A 23,560-nucleotide genomic window follows, 5' to 3' on the forward strand; every position below is an offset into this window, starting at 1 on the left:
CGATGGTGACCTCGTTCGCCGCCCCCGGGGCGAAGGTGTACGTCGCGGAGTTCTTCAGGGTCGCGAAGCTGGTCCCGTCCGCGCTGCCCTGGAGGGAGAGCGTCTGGGTGCGGGTCTCCCAGCCCGCCGGCAGGGTCAGCTTCACCTCGTCCACCCGGGCTCCCGAGCCCAGATCGGCCTGGACCCACTGGGGCAGGCCGCCTCCCGCGCTCTCCCAGTAGGTGGACCGGTTGCCGTCGGTGATGTTGGACGCGCCGTACTCGGCATGGGCGCTGCTCGCGGCCGCGGCCCGGCCCGCGGCGAGGTTGGGTCCGTCGGCCGCCGCGGCGGCGAGCGACGGTACGCCGATCATCAGAAGACTGGTCGTGACCAAGGCGGATATCGCCCGCCATCTCCAGCGTTGGGCTCTCATAGCTCCCCGATCTTCGGCTCGACGCAGGGCGCGTCGAGGGCGCGGCTCTGTGACCGCAGCCAGGGAACACGAGTTTCTGCATGCGCTGCGGCCTGTTTTGCGTTGTGCCGTCAGAGAGTTGCAGAGAAATGAGAGACCGTCCACCGTTCCGACAACAGCCGGACGGCCGGGCCGCGGAGCGGATTCCGCCGCGCGGTCACCGCTCCCCGCCCTGCGGGCGGGCCCTGTGCCCGGGCCGACCGACGGATCGTCAGAGGCCGCCGGTGTACAGCAGCAGGTCGGGCGAGCCCTGGCCGAGAGCGGCGAGGGCGTCCGGGGTGGCCGTGTCCGTCAGCCACCGGGAGACCGCGGCCGGAGAGGCCGAGGGGTTCCCCTCCTTGTAGAGCGCCGCGACGCCCGCGACGTGCGGGCTGGCCATGGAGGTGCCGTTCAGCACCACGGTGCCGCCGCCGAGGCGGGCGGAGACGATGTCGGCGCCGGGGGCGTACAGGGAGAGGCAGGAGCCCCAGTTGCTGAAGGAGGTCTCCCGGTCCTGCCGGTCGCTCGCCCCGACGGTGACCACACCGTCCGCGGCGGCCGGGGAGACGTCACAGGCGTCCCTGTCGTCGTTGCCCGCGGCCACCACGGGCAGCACGCCGGCGTCGGCGACCGCCTCGACCGCGGCGTCGACCGCCGACGAGCGAGCTCCGCCGAGCGAGGCGTTGAGCACGGCGGGGACGCCGCTGCGCTCGGCGTCCTTGGCGACCCAGTCGAACCCGGCGAGGATGCCCGCCCAGGTGCCCCGGCCCTCGCAGTCCAGGACGCGCACGTTGACCAGCGCGGCGTCCTTCGCCACGCCGGACGTGGCGCCGCCGACCGTGCCCGCCACGTGCGTGCCGTGCCCGTTGCAGTCCAGGCCCGCGCGGCCGTCCCCGACGGCGTCGTACCCGTTGACGACCCGGCCGCCGAACTCGCTGTGCGCGGCGTCGATCCCGGTGTCGACGACGTACGCCTTCACGCCCTTGCCGGTGGCCGTGGTGGTGAAGGTGTCGTCCAGCGGCAGGGCGCGCTGGTCGATACGGTCGGTGCCCCAGCCGGCGGCGGGGGCCCGCGACAGGTGTGCGGCGGTCGGCGCGTCCACGGCCACCTCGGCGTTCTCCTCGACGGCGAGGACGCCGGGAACGGTACGGACCGCCTGGAGTTCGGTGGCGGTGAGCGTGGCGGCGAAGCCGTGCAGGGCGTTTCCGTACCGGAACAAGGGGCTGAGCCCGAACTCCCGCAGGACCGTGTCCGGTGAGAGTCCGGGCTCCAGGGTGACGATGTACTGCCCGGGCACGGCCCGGGTGGACTGCTCCACCAGGACCCCTTCCGGTCCGCTGTCGGCCGAGGCCGCGGCGGGTGCGCCGATCAGCGGGACGATCAGCAGCAGGGCGGCCGTGGCCCATCGGGCGGGCAGGCGCATGCGTTCTCCTCGGGGTGGGGGATCCAGTCGCGGCACGAGTGCGTCCGCGAAGCGCGAACACCCGTTCCTTCGTCCCCGTCCGTCGGTCGCCTTAGCCGGTTCAGCCGGACAGCGCAACGCCGGCGGTCAGCTCCAGCTCGTCGAGGTCGCGTCCGACGTCCGCCCCGAGGCCTTCCTTGGCCCAACTCCCCACGGCCACCTCGGCGGTGATGCCGGGACCGAAGCCGGCGATGAGCCCCTGCGCGGACTCGGCGGCGCCGCCGTCGTCGAAGAGGCGCGCCAGCGCGTCGAAGACGACGGAGCTCGCGATGTTGCCGCGTTCGGTGAGGGTGGCCCGGCTGTAGCGGAACATCTCGGGCGGCAGGTCGAGGAAGTGGCAGAGGTCGTCCAGGATGCGCGGTCCGCCCGCGTGGACGATGAAGAAGTCCATGTTCGGGACGGACCAGCCGTGCAGGTCGACCAGGTCCAGGAGCACCGGGGCGAGCATCTCCATGGTGCCCGGGACCCGCTTGTCCAGCTGGAAGTGGAACCCGGTGTCGCGGACCGCGTAGGAGATCCAGTCCTCGGTGTCGGGCACCAGGTGGGAGCCGTTGCGCTCCAGGCGCATGCCGGTGCCGCCCTGTCCCCGTACGACGGCCGCGGAGAGCGCGTCGCCGAAGAGTCCGTTGGAGAGCAGGGAACCGACCCCGATGTCGGTGGGCTGGTAGCACAGCGAGCAGAACTCGCAGGACACGATGAGGACGTTGGAGTCGGGGTAGGCCACGCAGAAGTCGTGCGCGCGGTTGATCGCCGCGCCGCCCGCCGCACAGCCGAGCTGGGCGATGGGCAGTTGGCGGGTCTCGGGCCGGAAGCCCATGCTGTTGATGATCCACGCGGTCAGCGAGGGCATCATGAAACCCGTGCAGGAGACGTAGACGATCAGGTCGATCTCGGACGGCTCGGTCTCGGCGTTGGCGAGCGCCCGCCGGACGACTTCGGGGACCCGGGTCTTGGCCTCGGCCTCGTACACCTGGTTGCGCACCTCGAATCCGGGGTGCGCCAGGGTCTTCTCGATGGGCTGCACGAGGTGCCGGGTCTGGACGCCGGTGTTCTGGATGAGCCTCAGGACGAGGTCGCGCTGCGGGTGCCCGGCATGGGTCTCCCGGGCCAGGTCCAGGGTCTGCTGCATCGTGATGACGTGCTCGGGCACAGCGATGGCCGGTCGGCACAGGGTCGCCATGGGTTCTCCTCGTTCTCTGGAGCGGAGGCTCTCGTCACCATGTGACGGGCAGGGCGAGCGGGTAACGCCAGATGGACGTCGTGTTCCACGAGACGTCCTCGGGCGGCACGTCCAGACGCAGGGCCGGGAAGCGGGTCAGCAGCGTGGAGAAGGCCACTTCCAGCTCCATGGTGGCCAGCGGCGCGCCCAGGCAGTGGTGGGCGCCCCAGCCGAACGTCATGTGGGGGATGGTCGGCCGGTCGGGGTCCAGCTCGTCGGGACGGTCGAACTTGGCGGAGTCCCGGTTGGCCGTCAGGTAGGACACGTGCACCACGTCGCCGGCCTTGATGAGGACGCCGGAGAGCTCCACGTCCTCCAGGGCGATACGGGGGATGCCGACGCCCTTGCGGAAGGGGATGTGGCGCAGCAGCTCCTCCAGGGTGCGGGGCAGCCGCTGCGGTTCGGCCCGGAGGGACCGCAGCAGGTCCGGGCGGGTGAGCAGGGTGTAGGCGATGTTGCCGAGCTGGTAGGTCGTGGTGTCCTGGCCGGTGATGAGCAGGACCATCGCCATGACGGCCAGCTCGTCGTCGTCCAGCAGTTCGTCGCCGTCCCGGGCGGTGGCCAGGGTGCTGATGAGGTCCTCGCCCGGGGAGCGGCGGCGGTCGGCGGTCAGCTCCTGGAAGTAGCCGCGCAGCTCCGCCTTGGCGCGCACCGCGTCCTGCTTGCCCGCGGCCCCGACGTTCATCATGGTCATGGCGTGGGCCCGGAGCCAGGGCCGGTCCGCCTCGGGGATGTCGAGTGCCTCGCAGATGGTGATCAGCGGCAGCGGCGCGGAGACCCGGGCGACGAAGTCGGCCGGTGAGCCCTCCTCCTCCATCTCGTCCAGCAGCCGGTCCACCACGCGCTGGGTCCCGCCGCGCATCTGCTCGACGCGACGCGGGGTGAAGCTCTTGGCCACCAGGCCCCGCAGCCGGCTGCTGGCGGGCGGGTCCATGAGGTTGATGGACTCCGCCTGCACGATCGGCTCCGGGGTCATCCGGGGGAAGTCCCGGCCGAGGACGGCGCTGCGGCTGAACCGCCGGTCGGTGGTGACCGTCCGGACGTCCTCGTAGCGGGTGACCAGCCAGGCCTCGCCCTCTCCGTACGCCATACGGATGCGGGACACCGGCTCCTCGGTGAGCAATTGCCTGAGCTGGGGGTCGAACTCCAGCTCGTGCGCGTAGTCGAAAGGACAGTTCCGGACGGTTTCCTTGTTCTGCACCGAGGTGTTCTCCACCGAGGTTCTCCCAATGACCGCTTCGAGGAAAAGGGCGTCTGCCGGACCGGGGCCCGGCGTCCGACCTACCCTGTGTGCCCCGTCACTCTCCGAAACATGTCAGTGACGCACAGCAGTCAGCCGATCAGGGGGCGTACGCCCCGGCGTTCACGCGGTCGGCTCCCCGACGGTCAGCGGGTCGGCCCGGTCCAGGACGTGGTGGCGGCCGATCGGGAGCATCAGGGGCCGACCCGACACGGGGTCCTCGATGATGCGGCTGTCGAGGTCGAACACGGCCCGGACGGTCTCCTCCGTCAGCACCTCGGCCGGGGTGCCGGAGGCGTGGAGCCCGCCGCTGGCCAGCGCGATCAGGTGGTCCGCGTACCGGGCGGCGAGGTTGAGGTCGTGCAGGACCATCACGATGGTGGTGCCGCGCGAGCGGTTCAGGTCGGTCAGGAGGTCCAGGACCTCGATCTGGTGACTGGCGTCGAGGAAGGTGGTCGGCTCGTCGAGCAGCAGCAGGTCGGTCTGCTGGGCGAGGGCCATCGCGATCCAGACGCGCTGGCGCTGGCCGCCGGATAGTTCGTCCACCGCTCGGTCGGCGAGCGGTTCGGTGTGCGTGGCTTCCAGGGCGGCGGCCACGGCGGCGTCGTCCTTCTCGTTCCAGCGGGAGAAGATCCCCTGGTGCGGGTGGCGGCCGCGGCCGACGAGGTCAAAGACGGTGATGCCCTCGGGGGCGACGGGCGACTGGGGCAGCAGGCCGAGGGTGCGGGCCAGTTCCTTGGCGGGCAGCCGGTGGACCTCCTTGCCGTCCAGGACGACGCGGCCCGCCCGGGGGGCGAGCAGCCGGGACATGGAGCGCAGGAGCGTCGACTTGCCGCAGGCGTTGGCGCCGACGATGACGGTGATCCGGCCGGGCGGTACGGCGAGGTCGAGGGAGTCGACGACGGTGCGGTCGCCGTAGCCGAGGGTGAGTCCTTCGGCGGTCAGTCGGTGGTGCGTGGTCATAGCGAGCCTCCCGCCCGGTTGGTGCGGATGATCAGGTAGACGAGGTAGGGGGCTCCGAGGACGCCGGTGACGACGCCGACCGGATAGCGCTCGCCGAAGGCGAACTGGCCGGTGAAGTCGGCGACGAGGACGAGCAGCGAGCCGACGAGCCCGGCGGGGACGAGCAGGGAGCCGCCCGCTCCGACGACGCGGGCGGCGATGGGCCCGGAGAGGAACGCCACGAACGCGATGGGGCCGGCCGCCGCCGTGGCGAAGGCGATCAGCCCGACGGCGGCGACGATCACGGTGATCCGGGTGCGTTCGACCCGTACGCCGAGGGCGGAGGCGGTGTCGTCGCCGAGCTGGAGCGCGGAGAGGTTACGGGCCTGACCCAGGAGCAGCGGAGTGAGGACGGCGGCTGCGGCGAGGGCGGGGACCGCCTGGTCCCAGGTGGCTCCGTTGAGGCTGCCGGTCAGCCAGCGCATCGCCTCCTGGAGGTCCCATTCGGCGGCCTGCGAGAGGACGTAGGAGGTGATGCTGTCGAGCATCGCGGAGATCCCGATGCCGATGAGGATGAGCCGGGTGCCGGCGACTCCGCCCTTGAACGCCAGTGAGTACACGAGCAGGGCGACCCCGAGTCCGGCGGCGATGGCGAGGACGGAGACCTGTACCTCGCCGAGGGGCAGGGTGACGATGGCGATGGCCGCGGCGGCGCTCGCCCCGGAGCTGATGCCGATGATGTCGGGGCTGGCGAGCGGGTTGCGGAGCATCGTCTGGAAGGTGACGCCGGCCAGGCCGAAGCTGAATCCGGCGACCAGGGCGAGGACCGCGCGGGGCAGCCGCAGCCGCCCCACGGTGAAGGACGCACCGGGCACCTGTTCGCCGAGGATCACCCGGAGCACGTCGCCGGGCGGGTAGTAGGTGCGGCCCGCCATCAGGGTCACGGCGAACGTGGCGGCCACGAGGAGGACCAGCACGAGGACGATCCGGCGTCGGCGCCAGGCGCCCCGGACGCGGCGGCGGGTGGCGGCCTCGGCGGAGGCGGGCCGGGTGAGGACGGGCGCGCTCACAGGGCACGTACCTTCTGTCGGCGGACGATGTAGATGAAGAACGGGGCCCCGATGAGGGCCGTGACGATGCCGACGTCGATCTCGGAGGGGCGGGCCACGATCCGGCCGACGACGTCGGCGGCGGTGAGCAGGACCGCGCCGAGCACCGTGGAGAGCGGCAGGAGCCAGCGGTGGTCGACGCCGACGAGGAGCCGGCAGGTGTGCGGGACGACGAGCCCGACGAAGCCGATCGGTCCGGCGACGGCGGTGGCCGCCCCGCAGAGCAGTACGGCGCCGAGGGCGGCCACCGCTCGGGCCACGGCGACGCGTTCGCCGAGGCCCGCCGCCAACTCGTCTCCCAGGGCCAGTGAGTTGAGGGCGCGGGCGGACAGCAGGCAGACGGCGAAGCCGACCGCGAGGAACGGCGCGACCTGGCCGATGCGTTCGAAGGACGCGCCGCCGACGCCGCCGATCTGCCAGAGCTTGAAGCTCCCGGCGATGTCGTTGCGCGGCAGGATGACCGCGCTGACGAGCGAGGCGAAGGCGGCCGAAGTGGCGGCCCCGGCGAGCGCCAGCTTGAGCGGGGTCGCCCCTCCCCTGCCGAGCGTGCCGACGGTGTGGACGAACAGGGCGGACAGGGCCGCGCCCGCGATGGCGGTCCAGATGTAGCCGGTCGGCGAGGTGAGCCCGAAGAACGCGACCGCCGTGACGACGGCGAGGGAGGCGCCCATGTTGACGCCGAGGATGCCCGGGTCGGCGAGCGGGTTACGGGTCACGCCCTGCATGACGCCGCCCGCGAGGCCGAGCGCCGCGCCGATGACCACGGCGAGGACGGTACGGGGGATGCGCTTGGTCGCCGCCGCCTGCCCCAGGGTGTCGTCCGCGCCGCCGAGCGCCGCGACGACGTCGGACCAGGGCACGTCGCGGGAGCCGAGGGCGACGGAGGCGACCATGACGGCGGCCAGGGCGAGTACGGAGAGCAGGACCCACAGCAGGCGCACGCCCGCCGGACGCCTGGTGGTCACGGTGTCCGGCGGGGTGCGGGTGTCGAGCGTGGTCACTTGACCTTGTCCGCGGCCTTGGCGAGGGCGGCGGCGTAGTCGTCCAGCACGTAACCGATCGACAGCGGTGTCGGGTTGGCGGCGGTGGCCAGCGGGCTGCTGCCGGGCAGGAGGTAGGTGGAGCCGCGCTCGACGGCGGGGATCTTCGAGAGCAGCGGGTCCTTGGTGATCGCCTTCAGCAGTTCACCGGTGTCGTCGCCGTAGCCGGTGATGATGTCGACGTCGTCGAAGGCGTCGATCTGCTCGGCGCTCTTGGTGAGGGCGAACTTGTCCGTGCCCTCGGACGCCTTCTCGATGGAGCCGGGGATCTTCATCCCGAGGTCCTGGAAGAACTGCGTGCGGGTGTCGTGCGTGGTGTAGAAGCCGACCTCGCTGACGTCGTTGGGGTCCACGTGCGTCATGAACATCGCCGACTTGCCCTTGAGCTGCGGGTACTTGGCGGCGGTCTCGGCTATGTCCCCGTCGAGCTTCTTGATCAGCTTCTCGCCCTCGTCAGCCAGCCCGATCGCCTTGCTGTTCGTCCGGATGATCTCGCGCCACGGCGTCGCCCAGGCGGCGTCCGGGTAGGCGACGACGGGGGCGATCTCGCTGAGGGTCTCGTAGTCCTTCTTGGTCAGACCCGAGTAGGCGGCGAGGATGACGTCCGGCTTCGTGTCGGCGACGGCCTCGAAGTCGATGCCGTCCGTCTCGTCGAACAGCACCGGCGTCTTGGCCTTCAGCTCGTCGAGCTTTTCCTCGGCCCAGGGCAGCACGCCGTTCTTGTCGTCGTCGCCGAAGTTGGCCGCGGCCATGCCGACCGGAACGACGCCGAGTGCGAGCGGCACCTCGTGGTTGGCCCAGTTGACGGTCGCGACGCGCTTCGGCTTCGCCGGGATCGTGGTCTTGCCCAGGGCGTGCTCGACGGTCAGGGGGAACCCGCCGGAACGGCTTTCGTCGTTCTCGTTCCCGGCTTCGGTGGTCCCGCCGCAGGCGGAGACGCCGACGAGGGCGGCCGCCACGACGAGCAGGCGGAGGCGGTGTGAAGACATGGGTGTGTACCCGGCTTTCCGGATGTCGGGGTGCCGCTTCTCGCACGCACGGACGTGCGCAGCCGTCATGGATCGGTGCGCGGCGCATGCGTCATCGGCTTAGGTAAGGCTTGCCTTTGAACCTTATGAGAATCGACCCGACTGTCGCAATCAACCGTTTAGGACATGCCTTGTAGCGATACGGACACGGGTTCGGCGGATCATTCCGGCCGGAAGGCCCCCGGGGTGAGGCCCGTCGTACGCCGGAAGGCCGCCCCGAACGCGCTGGCCGAGCGGTAGCCGACCTGTTCGGCCACGGCCTCCACGTCCCAGCCCCGGGTGAGCAGGCCGATGGCGTGCTGGGCGCGGACCGCCGCCACCCAGCGCACGAAGCTCGTGCCCGTCTCGGTGGTGAACGCCCGGGTGACCGTGCGGGCGCTGACGCCGAGGACGGTCGCCCAGTCCGCCAGCGTCCGCCGGTCGGCCGGGTCCTCGCGCACCGCGTCCGCGATCGGGCGCAGCAGCTGCGAGGCCGGGATCCGCACGAGCAGTTCGCGGGGCGACGGTTCGAGGACGTCGAGCACGAGCGCCTCGGTCGCGGCGCGCGAGGCGTCCGCGAGACCCGGTTCGCCGAGCCGTTCCAGCAGCAGGCGCAGCAGCGGGGTGATCTCGACGGCGACCGGCGTGGCGGAGATCGACGCCGTGGTGCGGAAGCCGAAGAAGCTCGCCCGGAACCAGGTGCCGGCGGTCGCCGAACCGGCGTGCAGCGTTCCCGCGGGCATCCACAGGCCCAGGGTCGGGGTGATGGTCCAGATCCGGCTGCCGACCACCGCCGTGGAGGCGCCGCGCTCGTTCCAGAGCAGTTCGTGGAAGGGGTGGGAGTGCGCGTCCCAGAGCGTGTCGTGGGTGACGACCTCGTCGTAGCCGGCGATGACGAAGGAGGTGTCCACCGAACCGGGAGCGAACGCGGGCAGCGTCCGGGTCTCCCTGGTCATGGCTGGTGGACCTCTCTCGTAGGGGGGGCCGCTCGAGGCGGACGGGGCGCACATCGGATCAGCCTAAGGGGTGTCCCTCGAAGGGCCGGGGGCGCGCGGATCGGGCGGGCCCCGACACCTGCCTCAACTTGACGTTTACGCAGGTCAGTTACGCCCTTCAGGTGAAAGAACCACGGCTTTCCCCGACGGGACCGTTCCTCGGCGGACAGTGGGTGGGCCGACCGGGCACCGGGCCGCGGTCGGAGGGAACGTGACATGCGGAGAAAGGTGACGGATTCATGGGCACTGAGGCCACCAGGCGGGTCACGCTCGTTTTCTCCCTGTTCGACGCCAACGCCAACGGCGTCCTGGAGGCGGACGACTTCGACCTCATGGCCGACCGCGTCGTCCGGGAGGCGCACGCGTCGGACCGGGCCGCGAAGGACGCGATGCGTGCGGCGTTCCGGCGGTACTGGACGACGCTGCTCAGCGAGCTGGACGCCGACGGTGACGGGGAGATCTCCTTCGAGGAGTTCGCTGCCTGCGTGCTGTCCCCGGAGCGCTTCGACGCGACCATCGCCGTGTTCGCCGAGGCGCTGGCGGCGCTCGGCGACCCGGACGGCGACGGTCTGATCGAGCGCCCGCTGTTCATGGCGCTGATGACGGCCATCGGTTTCGAGCCCGCGAACATCGACGCGCTGTTCGACGCCTTCGAGCCGAACGACGGGGACCGGATCCGGGTGGAGACGTGGGTCGCCGGGATCAAGGACTACTACGCGCCGGGCAAGGCGGGCATCCCCGGCGACCACCTGGTCGTCGGCACGGCCGCCTGACCGGGGGCTCGCGCCTACGGCGGAGGTCGGTGGACGCTCCCCCGGGCGTCCACCGTCGCGCCGTTCCGCGCGGACCGGACGGTCCCGCGCAAGGGGCTCCCCGGTCGCTGCTCGGGCGGCGAGCGGCTGGTCAGCGCACCAGCAGGTCGATCACACCCGTCAGGTCCTCCTCCCCGCTGCCCTCGGCCAGGCGGCGGCGCATCAGCTCGAAGTAGGGGCTGAGCAGTTCCGGGCTGACCCCCTGCTGCTCGGCGGTGCTCAGGAAGGTCGGCGCGCCGGCCACCTGCATGGCGAGGCTGGAGACGACGCCCTTGGTGTAGTCGCCGCTGCGCAGCTGGTCGGCGGTCTGGTGCACCGACGGGGCCATCGCGACGAGCCAGTCGGCGAGCAGCGGTGCGAGCGACGCCGGGTCGATGTCCTCCTTGCGGATCAGGGCGAAGGCGTGGGCGGCCCCGGCGAACATCCCGTACATGGCGCTGAGCAGGGCCACATCGTGCAGGGCCGCGTGGCCCGCGTCCTCGCCGACGTAGGTGGTGCCGGCCGGAGTGGCCAGCGTCTCCCGGTGGGCCTCGAACAGCTCCCGCGAGCCGCTGTAGAAGACATAGCCGCCGGCCTCCGGGACCCCGATCATCGGGGGGACGGCCATGATCCCGCCGTCCAGGTAGCGGGCGCCGCGCTCGCGGGCCCACTCGGCGCGGGCGCGGGCCTGCGCAGGGGTGCCGGTGGTCAGGTTGACCAGGTCCCGGCCGGCCAGGTCGGTGCCGGCCAGCACCTGTTCGAGCGAGGTGTCGTCCAACAGGCAGACGACGGTCAGGGTGTTCGCCGCGACCGCGTCGGCGGCGGTGTCCGCGACCCGGGCCCCCTCGGCGGCGAGCGCCGTGGCGCGGGCCGAGGTGCGGTTCCAGACGGTGAGCGGGTGGCCGGCGGCGAGCCAGGTACGGGCCAGCGCGGTGCCCATCGCGCCGAGACCCAACAGCGTGACGGGCGTCTTCTCAACAGTGTTCGGTGCCATGCCGATCAGGCTGGCCCCGGGCCCCGAGTCGATCAAGTACCCACTTCCGAGTGGGTGGTTACCCCGGGGTTAGCGAGCACGTCACAGGGGTCGGCCCGGCGACGCCGAACCGACCGGGCGCCACCGGGCCGCCCGCGAAGCCGGTGCCACCCGCCCCGGGCGGCTCGACGGACGACCGGCGCGGCCCTGGTCGCTCCGGCGGCCCTGCCGGGACCTCAGCGCTTGCCGAGGGACGGTCGCTTCGTCCCGGGCGTACGCGTACCGCCGCTCCCCGGCGGGTCGGCGGGCCTCGGGTGGCCGGTGAGGAGAACGGCCAGGCCCGCGAGTGCCAGCAGCGCGGCCAGGACGGTGAAGCCCGCGGAGAAGGTGGCGACCTGTGCCGCCACGCCCAGCATGAGGGATCCGAGGCCCGTGCCCGCGTCGTAGCCGATGTTCCACGCGACCGAGGTGGCGTGCCGGTTCTCCGCGCCCGCGTGGTCGAACGCCTGGACGAGGGTGAGGCTCTGGAGTCCCCCGTACGCCGCTCCCAGGAGAAGCAGGCCGGCCAACAGGACGGGGGCGCGGTCCGATCCGACGGCGGAGGCGATCAGTGCCAGGCCCGAGCACGCGGAGAGGGCGAGGATCCCCGTGATGGGCCGCAGGGCGATCCGGTCGGCGAGTTCTCCGCATCCCCAACGGGCCAGTGCGGCGGTGGCGGTGAGGGCGAGCAGCCCCGTGGCGGCGAGCGCGGGGGTCGCGGTGAACTGCGGGGCGAAGGTCAGCACGGCTCCGCCCGCCGCCGTGACCAGGAGCAGCACGCCGAGAGGCCGCCGGATACGTCGGAGCACCGTGCCGGCGGAGGCGGGGCTCCGGGCGGGTGCGCCCGGGGACGCCGCGCCGTCGGTACGGGCCTCGACGGCGTGGCCGAGGGAGCGCACCCAGGGCAGCGCGAGGACGGGGAGCACGCCGCAGGCGATGACCGCGGGCAGGGCGAACGTGTCGGTCAGCCAGGGGGCCGCCGGGGTCAGGACGACCTGGGGCAGGGCGACGGCGAGACCGTAGAGGCCGATGACCGCCCCCTGGCGTCCGCGCGGGGCCAGTACGGCCGCTGCGGTGGCGCCGCACACGGTGACGATGCCGAAGCCCGCTCCGCGCAGTGCGGTCGTCAGCAGGACGGGCGGCAGTCCGTCGCTGAGGGCCTGGAGGAGGGAGGGCAGTCCGAGCAGCAGCGCGCCGAGGGCCAGGGTGCGGGTCCAGCCGAGCCCGCGCAGCGCGGTTCTGACGAACAGCTGGGTCAGGACCGTGGCGGCCATCAGGACGGCGGTGACGAGTCCGGCGCCGAACGCGTCGGCCCCTCCCTCGACGGCCCAGGCCGGTGAGGCCGGGAGCAGGAGGGCGAATCCGGAGAAGCAGAACAGCACCGTCACCAACAGGTGCGGGATTCCCGGGGCCCGGACGACTGATTCCTTCGCGGGTTCGGACATGAACGTCGGCCGGTCCTTCTCACGTGCGGGGATGGGGAGGGGAGTCGGGGCGGTGGGGCCGGGCCGGGCCCGGTGGAGCCGTTGCCGTGACCGCCGCCGTCCCGGTGGGGGGGGAAGGCGCATCGGTCCGCGGTGCGGGCCCGCGGAAATTGTTCCACCCGCTTCCGCGTGCCGACACCCTCGGGGCCCCGGACAGGCGGTGGCGGGCGACGACGCGGCTCCCCCGGTCCGGCCCTCCCGGTCAGCCGGTCAGCAGATCGGGGTTGCCGGCCAGGGCGGCGAGCCGGCCCCGCGGGTCCGGGACGAGCCGGCGTTCGGTCAGGTCGAGGACGCCGGCCACTCCGGTGATCTCGGCGGCCACCGTTCCGTCCTCCTTGATGACGCGCTGCTCCAGCGTGAACGTCTTGCCCGTGCCGTAGTCGAACCGGCAGGTGACGCGCACCCGCTCGCCACCGCGCAGTTCGCGCTGGTACTTGACGGTCACCTCGAGCTGCACCGGGCCGATCCCGTCGGCCAGCAGCTTCTCCTGGGGCAGCCCGGCGGCCCGCAGCAGCTCCCACCGCGCGTGCTCCGCGTACTGGAGGTAGACGGCCTGGTTCAGATGGCCCTGGGTGTCGAGCTCGTAGCCGCGCACGGTCACATCAACGGAGAAGGTCATGACCGTGCGAACGCCCACGCCCGGTGATCCATTCCGGTGAGCCGGTCCTGCCGCACCCCTTTACGGACCTGTCATGCACCGGTAACTTCCACGACGCAAGAGATTGCAGCAACATTCCGGCAGAGCTTGCCGCCGGATCGTGCTCCCCTTCGCCGAACCCCGAGGCGCGTCAGGGTTCTCCCCTTTCCTGGAGACACGTATGAGACGCACCTCCCGCCGACTGTCCGGCCGCCCGCTCGCGGCGGCCGTCGCGGCAGCCGGGCTGCTGGGACTCCTCGCCGCCGTACCGGAAGCCGCTCCGCCTTCGGTCGCCGAACCGGCCACCGCACCCGCCGCCGCCGCCGCGACCACGGCGACCGTCTTCTACTCCACGAAGACCCGCGACTGGTCGGCGTACTACCTGCACTACTCCCCCGACGGCGGTTCCTGGACCACCGTGCCCGGCACCCGGATGGAGGCCGCCTGCGCCGACTGGGTCAAGCTGACGGTCCCCCTCGGAAGCGCGGGCGGCCTGAAGGCGACCTTCACCGACGGCTCGGGCACCTGGGACAACAACGCGGGCAAGAACTACGACCTCGGGACCGGCGACATCACCGTCCGGGACGGGGCCGTGGCGCACAGCGACCCGTGCGCGGACGCCGGGCCCGAGGAGCCGGAGGAGCCCCCGGGGCCGAACTCGGCGTCCGTCTACTACGCGACCTCCACCGTCGGCTGGTCCACCGTCAACCTGCACTACCGACCGCACGGCGGAGCCTGGACGACCGTTCCCGGCATCGGCATGGAAGCCGCCTGCACCGGCTGGGTGAAGCGCACGGTGGACCTGGGCACCGCCACCGGCCTCCAGGCGACGTTCAACAACGGCAACGGGGTCTGGGACAACAACAACGGCAACGACTACACCCTGGCGACCGGGCTCACCACGGTGCAGGACCGCAAGGTGACGGCCTCGGCGAAGGACCCGTGCGCCGCCGAGGAACCGGACACCGAGGCGCCCACCGCACCCGAGGCGGTCAAGGCCGAGGCGGACGGCGTCTCCGTCCTGCTGACCTGGGAACCGGCCACCGACGACCGGAGCGTGACGCGGTATCAGGTAACCCGGACCGGCGGGACCAGGGGCACGGCGGTCACCGACACCACCTCGACCGTGTTCTCCGACACCGGTCTCGAAGCGCGGACCGCCTACCGCTACACGGTCCGGGCCGTCGACGCCGCCGGGAACGTCTCGGCGGAATCCGCCGCGGCCTCCGCCACCACCGGCGACAAGCCCCCCGCGCCCGCGGCGGGCACACCGCTGGGCACCGACCCCCGCAAGGACCCGATCTACTTCGTGCTCACCGCCCGCTTCAACGACGGCGACGCCACGAACAACCGCGGCGGCAGCCAGCACCAGAAGTCCGGCAACGCGGCCAACGGCGACCCCATGTTCCGCGGGGACTTCAAGGGGCTGGTGCAAAAGCTCGACTACGTCAAGGGGCTCGGCTTCTCCGCGCTCTGGATCACCCCGGTCGTGCTCAACCGCTCGGACTACGACTACCACGGCTACCACGGCTACGACTTCTACAAGGTCGACCCGAGGCTGGAGTCCGCCGGCGCCTCGTACCAAGACCTCATCAACGCGGCGCACGCCAAGGGCATGAAGATCTACCAGGACGTGGTCCACAACCACTCCTCGCGCTGGGGCGCCAAGGGACTGTTCACCCCGAAGGCCTACGGGGTGCGCGACGCCCAGTGGAGCTGGTACTACGACGAGAAGGACGACGCCTTCACGTACGACGGCCTCACCGTCGAGCCGAAGTCGGGGAAGTCGTACTACAACGGCGACCTGTGGTCCACGGCCGAACCGTCCGGCAACACCTGCCTCAACTGGGGCACCCCCACCGGACACACCTCGCCGGAGGGCTACCGGATCTACAACTGCCAGTGGCCGAACCCCACTTCGGGCATGTTCCCGAAGGCGCTCTACCACAACTGCTGGATCGGCAACTGGGAGGGCGAGGACTCCCGCTCCTGCTGGCTGCACGACGACCTCGCCGACTTCAACACCGAGAACGCCCAGGTCCAGAACTATCTGATCGGCGCGTACAACAAGTACATCGACATGGGTGTCGACGGCTTCCGGCTCGACACGGCGGTGCACATCCCGCGCACCACCTGGAACCGCCGCTTCCTGCCCGCCATCCAGGAGCGCGTCACCCAGCGGTTCGGGGCCGAGGCGGCGAAGAACTTCTTCGTCTTCGGTGAGGTCGCCGCCTTCGTCAACGACAAGTGGAACCGCGGCTCGGTCAACCACTCCGCGCAGTTCTTCACCTGGAAGGAGCGCAAGGAGTACAGCGCGGACGACGAGAAGGCCGCCCTGGAGATGTACGACTACGAGCAGCAGCAGGGCACCGGGGCCCAGCCCGTCTCCGACAACGCCTTCCTCAAGGGCAACGCCTACCACGCCCCCGACCGCAGCCGGTCCTCCGGGATGAACATCATCGACATGCGGATGCACATGAACTTCGGGGACGCCGACAACGCCTACCACAACGGCAAGGACTCCGACGACGCGACCAACGACGCCACGTACAACGTCGTCTACGTCGACAGCCACGACTACGGCCCCAACAAGAGCAGCGAGCGCTACGCGGGCGGCACGGACGCCTGGGCCGAGAACATGTCGCTGATGTGGACCTTCCGGGGCATCCCGACGCTCTACTACGGCTCCGAGATCGAGTTCCAGAAGGGGAAGAAGATCGACTGCGGGCCGACGTGCCCGCTGGCCACGACCGGCCGGGCCTACTTCGGGGACCACCTGGCCGGTGAGGTGACGGCCTCGGACTTCGGGAAGGTGTCGTCGGCCACCGGGAAGGTCGCGGACACCCTGGCCGCGCCGCTGGCCCGGCACCTCCAGCGGCTCAACGAGATCCGGCGGGCGGTGCCCGCGCTCCAGATGGGCCAGTACTCCACTGAGGGCGTCAGCGGCTCCATGGCCTACAAGCGGCGCTACACCGACGCGGCGAGCGGCACCGACAGCTTCGCCCTGGTGACGGTCTCCGGGAGCGCCACGTACACGGGCGTTCCCAACGGCACGTACAAGGACGCCGTGACGGGCGACACGAAGGCCGTCACCACCGGCACCCTCGCGGTCCCGGCCCCCGGGAAGGGCAACCTGCGCGTGTACGTCCTGGACCTCGGCGGGAAGAACGCCGCGCCGGGGAAGATCGGCGCGGCGGGCCCGTACCTCAAGTAGCGGGAGACGTACGCCCGGCGACCCGCCGCACCGTGCGGAGCAGGTACTCCTCGCGGTGCAGCGGGTCGTGGCCGGTGCGCGGGCGTTCCGGAGCCGGGCCGGTCACCGGGCGGTGTCCGGCGAAGGAGGACTCCAGCACGCCCTCGCCCCGGGTCGCTCCCGGAAGCAGCCGCTGGAGTTCATGGACGCCGGCGGCGGGCATCTCGCCCTCCACGGTGGAGAGACGACCGTGCGTCCCGGGCGGTCCCGGCTCCGCGCGGAGCCGGGCGAGGACCGGGAGCAGCGCGCCGAGGAGGTCCGCGGGCGCCTCCAGGCGGAAGCGGTGCATCGGCTCGTACACCCGCGTCCCGGCCCGGCGCAGGGCGTCCGTCAGGACCAGGGGCGTCAGGCCGCGGAAGTCGCCGGCCGTGCTCGACACGCTGTCGTAGCCGGAATGCGTCTGGGTGACCACGCAGTCGGTGACCTCCCATCCGCGCATTCCCCGGGCCAGGGTGGCACGCGCGGTCTCCTCGACCGCCCGCATCAGGGCAGGGGGCATGGAGCCGAGCTCCACGGCACGGCGGAATTCCACCCCGCTGCCGTGCGGTGCCGGGTCCACGCGCAGTCCGACGGTGGCGAGGAAGGGGTTGGGGGCCGTTCCGATGAACTCCGCGGCCGCCCCCGGCCCGGCCGGCCGTTCCCGGCAGATGGTCGTGGTCCCCAGGAAGTCCACGTCCACGCCGAACTCCTCGGCCAGGGTCGCCCGGACGACCTCCTTCTGCACCTCCCCGTAGAGCGAGAGGGACACCTCGCCGCGGAGGTCGTCACGGCGGACGGCGATCAGCGGGTCCTGATCGGCGAGGCGGCCGAGCGCGATGTGCAGGGCGCCCCGGTCCTCGGTGCGTCGCGGTACGACGACCGCCTCCAGGGTCGGCGGGGCGAAGTGGCGGTGCCCGGTGTCGGCCCGCTCCGCGCCGATGCTGTCGCCGATCCGGATGCCGGTCAGCCCCTTCAGCCTGCCGATCCGGCCCGCGCGGACCGCGGACGCCGGCACCTCGGCCCCGTTCTCGAAGACGCCGACCGCGGTGACCCTGCCCTTTGACTCCCGGCCGTCCGGGCCGCGGAAGCGCAGCACCTCGCGGGCGCGCACGGTGCCCTCGGCCATGCGGACGTACGCGGTCCGCTCGCCGTTCGCGGTCCGGTCGACCTTGAACACCGTGCCCCGGGCCGGCGCCCGCGGATCTCCCGTGGCGGGAGGCAGCAGTTTGGTGACACCCTCGACCAGGGCGTCGATTCCCGCGCCGGTGGCGGCGGAGCCGAAGAAGACCGGGTGGACGAGGCACCGGGCTGTCTGTTCGGCCAGGGCCCCGAGGAGCCGGGCGTGGGTGAGGGCCGCCGGGTCGTCGACGTAGGCGCTCAGCAGCTCGTCGTCGTGCCGGGTGAGCAGGTCGGTGAGCGCACCGGTGAAGCCGGGATCGGCGCCGGTGAAGGGGGTGGTCGTCGCGGACCGGGTGCCGAGGCCCCGGGCCGACCCCATCGCGACGATGTGCGGGGAGAGCCGTTCGGCGATGCTCGTCAGCAACGAGTCGTACCGGGCTCCCGGGCGGTCGGTCTTGTTGGCGAACAGCAGGGTCGGGATGCCCAGTCGGCGCAGGGTGCGGAGCAGGACGCGGGTCTGCGCCTGGACGCCCTCCACCGAGGACACCACCAGGACGGCTCCGTCGAGCACCCCGAGGACCCGCTCCACCTCGGCGATGAAGTCCGGGTGGCCGGGGGTGTCGATCAGGTTGACCCTGGTGGCGCCGAGGGTGAAGGAGACGACGGCGGACTTGATGGTGATGCCGCGCCGGCGCTCCAGCGCGAGGGTGTCGGTACGGGTGCTGCCGTCGTCGACGCTGCCGATGGCGTCGATGGCTCCGGCGGTGTGGAGGAGCCGCTCGGTCAGGCTTGTCTTACCGGCGTCGACATGCGCCAGGATTCCCAGGTTCAACGTGTGCACGGAGCTTCATGTCCTTGAGAGAAAGGTCGGTTTCCTTCGGGAGGGACACGAAAGCTCGGCGCATGTTCTGGGCTCCTGGGTCGGTACCGGTGGAGTGCCGGAGTAGATCAGGGGGCCGCCGGGGGCCGCAACCGGTTATCCGCGGCCGGCCGCAGGTGCGGGAAACGCCATTCGGTGCGGCTGCGCAGGACGGCTCCGGGGCGCAGCACCGTGCTCGGGTGGCCGGGTCGGTTGGGCGAGTCCGGCAGGTGCTGGGTCTCCAGGCAGAGCGAGCCGTGGCGCTGGTGGCGGCGGCCGGTGCCGTCGGTGAACGCGCCGTCGAGCTGGTTGGCGGTGTAGACCTGGAGGCCCGGTTCGGTGGTCCAGAGCTCCAGGGTGCGCCGGTCGCCGGGGGCGGTGAGGCGGGCGGCTCGGCGCAGGGTTCCGGGGGCGGCCGGGCGCAGGACCCAGCAGTGGTCGAAGCCGCCGGCCGGCCGCAGTTGGGCGTCGCGGTGGTCGAGGCGTTCGCCGATGCGCCGGGGCGCGGTGAGGTCGAAGGGGGTGCCGGCCACCGGGGCGGGCGGGCCTTCGGGGATGGAGCCGGCGTCGACGGGGAGGTAGGCGTCGGCGTCGACCTGGAGGGTGTGGCCGAGGATGTCGTCGTCGCCGAGGTTGAGGTAGGAGTGGTTGGTGAGGTTGACGACGGTGGGCCGGTCGGTGACGGCCCGGTAGTCGACGGCGAGGGTCCCGGTGGTGTCCAGGGTGTAGGTGGCCGTGACGTCGAGCGCTCCGGGGAAGCCCATGTCGCCGTCGGGGCTGTGCAGGGTGAGCCGGAGGACGGCGGTCGTCTCCGTACGTTCCCCGGTGGCCCCCCAGACCTTGGTGTGGAAGCCGTCGGGGCCCCCGTGCAGGGCGTGGCCGCGGTCGTTGGCCGGGATGTGGTGCGTGGTGCCGTCGAGGGTGAAGCGGCCGTGGGCGATGCGGTTGGCGTACCGGCCGACGATCGCCCCGAAGTACGGGTTCTTGTCGGTGTAGTCGTCGAGCGCGGGCAGTGAGCGGACGACGGGGCCGGGGCTGCCGGCGGTGTCCGGCACGGTGAGGCCGTGCAGGACACCGCCGTAGGTGAGGATCTCGGCCCGGACGCCGGTGCCGGAGTCGAGGGTCCAGAGGTCGATCTCGCTCTGCCCGTGGGCGCGGCCGAACGGTTTGCGGTGCACGGTGGGCATGAGGAGTTCCTTGGGGGTGCGGAGGGTGCCCGCGAAGGGACCTGGGACCTGTCGTCGAACGGCCGTCGTCGCCCGCGAAGGGCGGCCCCTCGGGGTCAGGCGGCAGTTTGCCGACCGGGCCTAGCGGGGTGGCCCGGGGGCCTCGCGGGGTGTGGTGGATTCGCGGACGACGAGCCGGTAGCCGGGGCGGGGGCGCCGGGGTTCGGCGACGGGGGTGCCCGCGAGGCGTTCGACGAGGCTGTCGACGGCGAGCCGGGCGATGGCCGCCTTGTCGGGCGCGATGGTGGTGAGGGTGGTGGCCCCGTACCGGCTCTCCTCGATGTCGTCGAATCCGACGACGGCGATGTCGTCCGGGATGGTCAGGCCGCGTTCGGTGATGGTGCGCATGGCGCCGGTCGCGATCATGTCGTTGTACGCGAACACGGCGTCGGGCCGTTCGCCCCGGTCGAGGAGGGAGGCCATCGCCGCCGCGCCGTCCTCGCGCCCGTAACCGTCGGTGACGACGACCAGGGACTCGTCGGGTTCGATGCCGGAAGCGGTCAGTTCCTCGCGCCAGCCGCGCAGGCGCAGGTGGGCGGGCTGGCGTTCCCGGCCGGTGCGGGAGCCGAGGAAGGCGATACGGCGGTGGCCCAGGGCGATGAGGTGGGCGACGGCCTCGCGGGCGGCGGCCACGTTGTCGATGGCGATGTGGTCGTAGGGGGCCTCGTACTCGCGCTCGCCGAGCAGCACCAGCGGCGCGGTCTCGGTGCGGGCCATCAGGTCCTCGGTCTCCAGGTGGATGGGGCTGAGGATGAGGCCGTCGATGACGTGGGAGCGGAACCCCTGGCAGACGAGCAGTTCCTTCTCCCGCTGGCCCGCCGTGTGGTCGACCAGGACGGTGTAGTCGTGCCGGGCCGCCGCGTCGACGACCTCGCCGGCCAGCTCCGCGAAGTAGGGGTTGCCGAATTCGGGGACGGCGAGGGCGATGATGCCGGTGCGGCCCTTGCGGAGGTGGCGGGCGGTGAGGTTCGGCCGGTAGCCGAGCTCGTCGATCGCCTGCTGGACCTTGGCCCGCATCTTCGGGGTGACGTGCTGGTAGTTGTTGACCACGTTCGACACGGTCTTGATGGACACGCCCGCCCGTTGAGCTACGTCCTTGAGGCTGACGCCCACGGCACTCCTTGTTGCTTGGTTCGGCCCGGCCCGATCCGTCCGGTTCGGATGGTCTCCGGCATACACACGGTTCGGGTGGTCTTCCGGATGCGTACGGTTCAGGTGGTTCTCCGGCTGCGCGCGAGGTAACGCTGCGCCACCACGACAACGATAAGGAAGCCGCCGCTGACCACCGACTGGTACGAGGAGTTGAGGGAGCCGATCTGGTTGATGAGGTTCTGGATGACGGCCAGGAGCAGGACGCCCCAGAGGGTGCCGCTGACGGATCCGGCGCCGCCGATGAGGAGCGTGCCGCCGATGACGACGGCGGAGATGGCGTCCAGTTCCATGCCGACGCCGACGATGGTGACGCCGGAGGAGAGGCGGGCGGCGTTGAGCGCTCCGGCGAGTCCGGCGAGGAGTCCGCTGAGGGTGTAGACGAGGATCTTCGTCCGGGCGACGGGCAGCCCCATGAGGGTGGCCGCGTCGCTGCTGCCGCCGACGGCGAACAGGGTCTGTCCGAACGAGGTCCGCTGGAGCAGGAGTCCGCCCGCCCCGAAGAGGGCCAGGGCGATGAGGATCGGGTGGCCGAAGCCCCAGAGGCTGCCCTGGCCGAGCTCGGCGAAGGCGGAGTCCTTGGGCACCAGGTAGGTGGTGGCGCCTTCGTCGGTGAAGGCGAGCAGCATGCCGCGCGCCGCGAGGAGGGCGGCGAGCGTGACGATGAAGGGGGCCATGTTCGCGCGGGCGATGAGCAGCCCGTTGACCAGTCCGATCCCGCCGCAGACCACCAGGGGCACGAGCAGGGCCGCGAGGAAGCCCCACTGCGAGGCCCAGGCGGCGAGGACCCCGCCGAGGGCGAAGACGGAGCCGACGGAGAGGTCGATGCCGCCGGTGATGATGACCAGGGTCATGCCGAGGGCGACGATCGCGAGGAACGAGGCCTGGACGGTGACGCCCCGGGCGTTGTCGAGGCTCGCGAACGTCGGGTAGACGAACGAGGCGATGAGGATCACGGTCAGCAGGACGGCGAGGACGCCCTGGCGCTGGACGAGTTCCCCGATCCGGGAGCCGGTGGAGCGCTCGGGGCGGGGTTCGGGGCGCGAGGGGGCGCTCTTGAGGGGCGCCGGGGCCTTCGCCGCGGGCACGGTGGCCGGTGGGGTGTTGTTCATCGGGACCTACGCTCCCGGGCGACGTAGACGGCGGCGATGATGATGGCCGCCTGGGCGATCTGTGCGGTGGAGTCGGGCAGGTCGTGCTTGACGAGGGTGGCGCGCAGCAGTTGCATGAGCAGGGCTCCGGCGACGGTGCCGAGCACCCGGATGGAGCCGCCGTTCAGCGGGGTGCCGCCGACGACGACCGCGGTGATGGCGGACAGCTCCATGAGGGTGCCGAGCGAGGACGGGTCGCTGGCGGTGAGCCTCGCGGTGGCGAGGATGCCCGCGAGGGCGGCCATCACCCCGCAGAGGACGTAGACGCCGATCAGGACGCGCTTGACGGGCAGTCCGGAGAGGGCGGAGGCCGAGCGGTTGCCGCCGATGGCGACGATCTGGCGGCCGAAGGTGGTGCGCTGCACCAGAAAGGCGACGGCGAGCGCGAGGACGCCCGCGATGAGCACGACCGTGGGGATGCCGAGGAAGGAGCCGGTGCCCAGCGCGAGGATGTCCGGGTTGACGATCTGCTTGAGCCGGCCGTCCGCCATGACGAGGGCGAGCCCCCGGCCGCCGACGAACAGGGCGAGCGTGGCGACGATGGGTTGGAGTCCTACGAGGGAGACGAGCGTCCCGTTGACGGCGCCGACCAACGCCCCGGCGAGCAGGGCGATCAGGAGCGCGGGGACCAGTCCGTACCCGAGGTAGAGCGGCAGCAGGGCGGCGGCGAGCGCCATGGTGGAGCCGACGGAGAGGTCGATGCCCTCGGTGCCGATGACCAGGGCCATGCCGAGCGCGACGATCACGATGGGCGCGACCTGGACGAGCTGGGTGCGCAGGTTGTCGGCCGTCATGAAGTGCTCGGTGAACAGGGCGTTGAACAGCAGCACGGCGGCGACGGCCGCGTACACCCCGTACTCCTGGTACCAGGCGGGGTCGCGCAGCCGGGCCAGTGGCTTCGCGGCGGGGCGGGGCAGGGTGGCCTGGGTGGTCATCGGGGGTCCTCCTGGGCGGCCGGGGCCTTCCCACCGGATTCGGGCGTGCGGTTCACGGTGTCGGTGGTGTGGTCGGCGAGCACGGCGAGCAGGCGGCTCTCGTCCACCTCGTCGCCGGCGAGTTCACCGGCGAGCGCGCCGCCGCGCAGGACGACGACGCGGTCGGCGCCCTCGATCAGCTCCTCGATGTCGGAGGAGATCAGCAGCACGGCGAGCCCCTCGCGGGCGAGTTCGTCGATGAGGGACTGCACCTCGGCCTTGGCGCCGACGTCGATGCCCCGGGTGGGCTCGTCGAGCAGCAGCACCTTGGGCTCCAGGCAGAGCCAGCGGGCGAGCAGCACCTTCTGCTGGTTGCCGCCGGAGAGTTCGCCGACCTTCTGCTCGGGACCGGAGGCCTTGATCCGCAGCCGTTTCATGAAGATGTCGACGACGCGGTCCTGTCGGGCGCGGGAGACGATTCCGCCCCGGGAGAGCCTGGGCAGGGCGGCGAGCACGATGTTCTCGCGGACGGAGAGTCCGGG

At 71.9% G+C, this 23,560-nt stretch carries 19 protein-coding genes and 1 pseudogene; 2 read left to right on the top strand and 18 right to left on the bottom strand.

The features are described from left to right. The 9 genes and pseudogenes from DTB53_RS09145 to DTB53_RS09185 form a co-directional block, all read right to left on the bottom strand. A partial coding sequence (locus DTB53_RS09145) for a galactose-binding domain-containing protein (protein ID WP_146777722.1) occupies positions 1-412 on the bottom strand: 412 nt, incomplete at its 3' end. Positions 413-662: 250 nt separating this feature from the next. Continuing rightward, complete coding sequence (locus DTB53_RS09150; protein WP_012382078.1) at positions 663-1,853, bottom strand: S8 family peptidase; 1,191 nt, start codon at positions 1,851-1,853, stop codon at positions 663-665. A gap of 100 nt (positions 1,854-1,953) precedes the next feature. After that, positions 1,954-3,084: pseudogene (locus DTB53_RS09155) on the bottom strand (type III polyketide synthase); the annotation flags it as partial. Between the two features lie 22 nt (positions 3,085-3,106). Further along, positions 3,107-4,327, bottom strand: a complete 1,221-nt coding sequence (locus tag DTB53_RS09160) for a cytochrome P450 (RefSeq protein WP_003970936.1) — start codon at positions 4,325-4,327, stop codon at positions 3,107-3,109. Positions 4,328-4,474: 147 nt separating this feature from the next. Next, positions 4,475-5,314 carry an ABC transporter ATP-binding protein gene (locus DTB53_RS09165; RefSeq protein ID WP_012382076.1) on the bottom strand — a complete coding sequence of 280 codons (840 nt, stop codon included), beginning with the start codon at positions 5,312-5,314 and terminating at the stop codon, positions 4,475-4,477. Next, positions 5,311-6,363 carry a FecCD family ABC transporter permease gene (locus DTB53_RS09170; protein WP_012382075.1) on the bottom strand — a complete coding sequence of 351 codons (1,053 nt, stop codon included), beginning with the start codon at positions 6,361-6,363 and terminating at the stop codon, positions 5,311-5,313. Before DTB53_RS09170 ends, DTB53_RS09165 begins: the two co-directional genes overlap by 4 nt. After that, a complete protein-coding gene (locus DTB53_RS09175) occupies positions 6,360-7,403 on the bottom strand; it encodes a FecCD family ABC transporter permease (RefSeq protein ID WP_003970933.1) in 1,044 nt (347 codons plus the stop codon). Before DTB53_RS09175 ends, DTB53_RS09170 begins: the two co-directional genes overlap by 4 nt. Continuing rightward, positions 7,400-8,431, bottom strand: coding sequence for an iron-siderophore ABC transporter substrate-binding protein (locus tag DTB53_RS09180; protein ID WP_012382074.1), 1,032 nt, complete (start codon positions 8,429-8,431; stop codon positions 7,400-7,402). Before DTB53_RS09180 ends, DTB53_RS09175 begins: the two co-directional genes overlap by 4 nt. Before the next feature lie 200 nt (positions 8,432-8,631). Next, positions 8,632-9,405, bottom strand: a complete 774-nt coding sequence (locus DTB53_RS09185; protein WP_012382073.1) for a helix-turn-helix domain-containing protein — start codon at positions 9,403-9,405, stop codon at positions 8,632-8,634. Between the two features lie 278 nt (positions 9,406-9,683). Here DTB53_RS09185 and DTB53_RS09190 point away from each other — a divergent pair, with 278 nt between their 5' ends. Then, positions 9,684-10,217 (top strand): EF-hand domain-containing protein, encoded by a 534-nt coding sequence (locus DTB53_RS09190; RefSeq protein ID WP_012382072.1) that lies wholly within the window; start codon positions 9,684-9,686, stop codon positions 10,215-10,217. Positions 10,218-10,347: 130 nt separating this feature from the next. Here the strand turns inward: DTB53_RS09190 and DTB53_RS09195 are convergent, their stop codons facing one another. The 3 genes from DTB53_RS09195 to DTB53_RS09205 form a co-directional block, all read right to left on the bottom strand. Then, positions 10,348-11,229 (bottom strand): NAD(P)-dependent oxidoreductase, encoded by an 882-nt coding sequence (locus DTB53_RS09195; protein ID WP_012382071.1) that lies wholly within the window; start codon positions 11,227-11,229, stop codon positions 10,348-10,350. A 215-nt stretch (positions 11,230-11,444) separates the two neighbouring features. Next, positions 11,445-12,692, bottom strand: coding sequence for an MFS transporter (locus tag DTB53_RS09200; protein ID WP_012382070.1), 1,248 nt, complete (start codon positions 12,690-12,692; stop codon positions 11,445-11,447). Positions 12,693-12,933: 241 nt separating this feature from the next. Continuing rightward, positions 12,934-13,350, bottom strand: a complete 417-nt coding sequence (locus DTB53_RS09205; RefSeq protein WP_042497752.1) for an acyl-CoA thioesterase — start codon at positions 13,348-13,350, stop codon at positions 12,934-12,936. 199 nt (positions 13,351-13,549) lie between these two features. Between DTB53_RS09205 and DTB53_RS09210 the strand changes: the two genes are divergently transcribed. Next, entirely contained in the window at positions 13,550-16,582 is a 3,033-nt protein-coding gene (locus DTB53_RS09210) for a carbohydrate binding domain-containing protein (protein WP_012382069.1), read from the top strand. Here the strand turns inward: DTB53_RS09210 and DTB53_RS09215 are convergent. From DTB53_RS09215 to DTB53_RS09240, 6 genes are all read right to left on the bottom strand, one after another. Then, positions 16,575-18,560: an elongation factor G gene (locus DTB53_RS09215; protein ID WP_069631354.1), complete on the bottom strand. Its 1,986-nt coding sequence runs from the start codon at positions 18,558-18,560 to the stop codon at positions 16,575-16,577. The genes DTB53_RS09210 and DTB53_RS09215 overlap by 8 nt on opposite strands. A gap of 107 nt (positions 18,561-18,667) precedes the next feature. Continuing rightward, positions 18,668-19,765 carry an aldose epimerase family protein gene (locus DTB53_RS09220; protein ID WP_003970924.1) on the bottom strand — a complete coding sequence of 366 codons (1,098 nt, stop codon included), beginning with the start codon at positions 19,763-19,765 and terminating at the stop codon, positions 18,668-18,670. Positions 19,766-19,885: 120 nt separating this feature from the next. Then, the gene (locus DTB53_RS09225; RefSeq protein ID WP_003970923.1) at positions 19,886-20,917 is read right to left on the bottom strand and encodes a LacI family DNA-binding transcriptional regulator; all 1,032 of its coding nucleotides are present in this window, start codon (positions 20,915-20,917) and stop codon (positions 19,886-19,888) included. Between the two features lie 98 nt (positions 20,918-21,015). Next, complete coding sequence (locus DTB53_RS09230) at positions 21,016-22,065, bottom strand: ABC transporter permease (RefSeq protein WP_003970922.1); 1,050 nt, start codon at positions 22,063-22,065, stop codon at positions 21,016-21,018. Next, positions 22,062-23,039, bottom strand: a complete 978-nt coding sequence (locus DTB53_RS09235; protein WP_012382067.1) for an ABC transporter permease — start codon at positions 23,037-23,039, stop codon at positions 22,062-22,064. The genes DTB53_RS09230 and DTB53_RS09235 overlap by 4 nt, the downstream gene beginning before the upstream one ends. Then, positions 23,036-23,560: ATP-binding cassette domain-containing protein (locus DTB53_RS09240; RefSeq protein ID WP_146777723.1), on the bottom strand; the 525-nt coding region annotated here is incomplete at its 5' end. The genes DTB53_RS09240 and DTB53_RS09235, both read right to left, overlap by 4 nt.

This window comes from Streptomyces griseus (assembly GCF_900460065.1).
Taxonomy (GTDB): Bacteria; Actinomycetota; Actinomycetes; order Streptomycetales; family Streptomycetaceae; genus Streptomyces; species Streptomyces griseus.